The organism is Ruegeria sp. AM2 (assembly GCF_056540685.1).
Map to the genome: position 1 here is coordinate 1 of NZ_JBQFXE010000024.1, position 4,031 is coordinate 4,031.

A 4,031-nucleotide genomic window follows, 5' to 3' on the forward strand; every position below is an offset into this window, starting at 1 on the left:
ACGATTGGGACGGGTGGAGTTACGGGTGTTTATTATCCGACGGGTGGTGCGATTTGTCGTTTGGTGAACAAGGGTCGTAAGGAGCATGGGGTTCGGTGTTCTGTGGAATCGACGGGTGGGTCGGTTTACAACATCAACACCATTCGCGAGGGCGAGTTGGAGTTTGGGGTGGCGCAGTCCGACTGGCAGTACCATGCGTTTAACGGCACCTCGAAGTTCGAAGAGGCGGGGCCGTTTGACAGCCTGCGGGCGGTGTTCTCGGTGCATCCCGAGCCGTTCACGGTTGTGGCGCGCGCGGATGCGGGGATTTCCAGCTTTGAGGACCTCAAGGGCAAGCGGGTGAACATCGGCAACCCAGGGTCTGGTCAGCGCGGCACGATGGATGTTGTGCTGGAAGCGGTGGGCTGGACCATCGATGATTTCGAACTGGCCTCCGAGCTGAAAGCGGCCGAGCAGTCGGCGGCGCTGTGTGACAACCAGATCGATGCGATGATCTATACGGTGGGTCACCCGTCGGGGTCGATTCAGGAAGCGACCACCGCCTGTGACTCGGTTCTGGTGAACGTGACCGGGGATGCGATTGACGGTCTGATCGACGGCAATTCCTACTACCGCACGGCGACCATTCCGGGCGGGATGTATCGCGGCTCGGACGGCGACACCACGACCTTTGGTGTGGGCGCGACTTTTGTCACCTCGGCGGATGTGTCGGATGACGCGGTCTATGCGGTTGTCAGCTCGGTCTTCGAGAACTTTGACGACTTCAAAAAGCTGCACCCGGCCTTTGCCAACCTGAAACCGGAAGAGATGATCGCGGACGGCCTGTCGGCGCCGCTGCATCCGGGTGCCGAGAAGTACTATAAGGAAAAAGGCTGGATCCAGTAATCCGGACCTGATGCGGGGCGCGCCTGTGATGGGCGCGCCCCTTTCACACCCGGGACGACACCGGGGTGCAGAAACCGCCACCAAGGCGGACCGACGGGGAGACGCCAGATGAGTTCCGACACGCAATCCAACCGCCCGCTATCCGAGGAAGAGCTTCAGGATCTTGTGGCCTCGTCCGATGCGGGCGCGCGCAGCCCGGCGGGCAATGTGGGGCTGTTTCTGGCCATCGTTGCGGTGCTGTGGTCGGTCTTTCAGGTGGTGCTGGCCTCGCCGATCTCGAACGTGCTGCTGCCGGGTGCGGTGGTGAACAACTCACGCCAGATCCATCTGGCCTTTGCGCTGTTTCTGGCCTTTGCGGCCTATCCCGCGCTGAAGTCGAGCCCGCGCAATTACATCCCCGTTCAGGATTGGATCATGGGGCTGCTGGGCGCGTTCATCGCGCTTTACGGATTCTTTTTCTACGACAAGATCGTCGATGCGGGCGGTTTGGCGGATGATACGGATAAATGGGTGGCGCTGGTGGGTCTGGTGCTGCTGTTTGAGGCCGCGCGCCGGGCGCTGGGGCCTGCGATGGCGATCATCGCCTCGATCTTTCTGCTTTACGTGTTCTTTGGCTCGTCCGAATGGGTGCCCGAGGTCATTCGCTGGAAGGGCGCCAGCCTGAAGAAGGCGATGAGCCATATGTGGATCACCTCCGAGGGTGTGTTTGGCATCGCTTTGGGCGTGTCGACCAAGTTCGTCTTCCTGTTCGTGCTGTTTGGCGCGTTGCTGGATAAGGCGGGTGCGGGCAATTACTTCATCAAGATGGCCTTTGGCGCGCTGGGGCACCTGCGGGGCGGCCCGGCCAAGGCGGCTGTGGTGGGCTCGGCGGCGACCGGTCTGATCTCGGGCTCGTCGATTGCGAACGTGGTGACCACCGGGACCTTCACCATCCCGCTGATGAAGCGGGTGGGCTTCACCAGCGAACAGGCGGGCTCGGTCGAGGTGGCCAGTTCGGTGAACGGCCAGATCATGCCGCCGGTGATGGGGGCTGCGGCTTTCCTGATGGTGGAATATGTGGGCATTTCCTACGTTGAGGTGATCACGCATGCCTTCCTGCCTGCCGCGATCTCCTACATCGCGCTGGTCTATATCGTGCACCTGGAGGCGGTGAAGCGGAACATGCCGACGCTGGGCAACCGCGTGGTGTCCATGGGTCGGACGATTGGCGGCATGGCGATCTTCTTCGTGGGCTTTGCCGGGCTGTGTTACGGCATCCAATACCCGATCAAGGCGGTGATTGCGCTGATGCCGGGGGCTTCGGGTCTGGTGCTGTCGGCGCTGGTTGTGGTGGCCTATCTGATCCTGCTGAAACTGGCCGCAGGGGTCGAGGATCTGGTGCCCGATGATCCCAACGCCAAAGAGGTCGAACTGCCGGTCATTGCCGAGATCTACAAGGCCGGACTGCATTACCTGCTGCCGATCATCGTGTTGGTCTACTTCCTGATGATCGAGCAGAAATCGCCGGGCCTGTCGGCCTTCTGGGCAACGGCGCTGCTGTTTGTGATCCTGCTGACGCAGAAGCCGCTCAAATCGATCTTCCGGGGTGAGAGTGACACCGCCAATGCCTTCATGGCGGGTGTGACCGACCTGTGGAACGGTCTGATCGACGGGGCCCGCAACATGATCGGCATCGCGCTGGCCACTGCCACCGCGGGCGTGATCGTGGGCACCGTGACGCTGACCGGTGTGGGGCAGGTGATGGCCGATCTGGTCGAGTTCCTGTCGCGCGGCAACCTGATCGCCATGCTGGCCTTGGTAGGCCTGCTGAGCCTCATTCTGGGCATGGGTCTGCCGACCACGGCGAATTATATCGTCGTCAGCTCGCTGATGGCTGGTGTCGTCGTCGAACTGGGCGCGCAGGACGGTCTGATCGTGCCACTGATCGCGGTGCATCTGTTTGTGTTCTACTTCGGCATCATGGCCGATGTGACCCCACCTGTGGGGCTGGCCAGCTTTGCCGCTGCCGCCGTGTCGGGCGGGGATGCGATCCGCACGGGCTTTACCGCCTTCTTCTACAGCTTGCGCACCGTGGCGCTGCCCTTTGTGTTCATCTTCAACACCGATCTGCTGCTGATCGATGTGGGCTGGGTGCAGGGCATTCTGGTGGCCATATCCGCCACCATCGCGATCCTGATCTTCACGGCGGGCACCATGGGCTGGTTCCTGACCCGCAACCGCATCTATGAAAGCGTCGCGCTGATCCTGATCGCGTTTGCGCTGTTCCGTCCGGACTTCTTCATGAACCGCATCGCGCCTCCGTTCGCGCAGATCGAACCGGCGCAGCTGACCGAAGCCGTGGGCGGGGCCACCCCGGGCAGTTCCATGCGGATCGAGGTCGCAGGCCCTGACTTTGACACCGGCAACATGACCGAGACCACCGTGGTTCTGACCATTCCCGAAGGCGCGGATGGCGCGGCGCGGGTGGACGCTCTGGGCCTGCTGCCGCTGGACGAGGACGGCATGGTCAAGCTCGATGAGCCGCTGTTCGGCACGCCTGTCGCGGATGAGCTGGACATGTTCGACTATTACGCCGATGACGCGGTCCGCATCACCGCCGTGCAGGCGCCGCAGGATCAGCCCGCCAAAGAGCTGATCTTCATCCCGGCGCTGATCCTGCTGGGCCTGATCGCGGCCCTGCAGAAAGGCCGCGCCGCCAAACAAGGAGAGCCCGCATGACCAAATCCGTTCTCTGCGCCGTCGATATCAGCAATGGCGATCTGGACGCCGACGTGCTTCACCGCGCCGCCGAACTGGCGGATCTGGACGGGGCGGGCCTGGACGTGGTGACAGTGCTGCCCGATTTTGGCGAAAGCTGGGTCTCGGGCTTTTTCCAGCCGGGCTTTCACGACAAGGCGGTCGAAGAGGCCCACACCCAGCTGGTCGACCTCTGCACCCGCACCCTGGGCGCGGCCCGAAACGCCCAAATCCGCCACGTCGTCGCCACCGGCACCGCCTACCAGGAAATCCTGCACACCGCCAAAGAGGCCGGCTCAGACCTCATCATCATCGGCGCACACAAACCAGACCTCAAAGACTACCTCCTAGGCCCAAACGCCGCCAGAGTCGTCAGACACTCAGAAGTGTCAGTCTATGTCGTTAGGTGA

The 4,031-nt window shown here is 62.3% G+C and carries 3 protein-coding genes; all 3 read left to right on the forward strand.

Features of this window, described 5'->3' with window-relative positions:
• The coding region (locus ACR0CR_RS20335; RefSeq protein ID WP_480602717.1) for a TAXI family TRAP transporter solute-binding subunit at window positions 1–885 on the forward strand (885 nt) is incomplete at its 5' end.
• Between the two features lie 108 nt (window positions 886–993).
• The gene (locus ACR0CR_RS20340; RefSeq protein ID WP_480602720.1) at window positions 994–3,603 is read left to right on the forward strand and encodes a TRAP transporter permease; all 2,610 of its coding nucleotides are present in this window, start codon (window positions 994–996) and stop codon (window positions 3,601–3,603) included.
• The gene (locus ACR0CR_RS20345; protein ID WP_480602723.1) at window positions 3,600–4,031 is read left to right on the forward strand and encodes a universal stress protein; all 432 of its coding nucleotides are present in this window, start codon (window positions 3,600–3,602) and stop codon (window positions 4,029–4,031) included. Before ACR0CR_RS20340 ends, ACR0CR_RS20345 begins: the two co-directional genes overlap by 4 nt.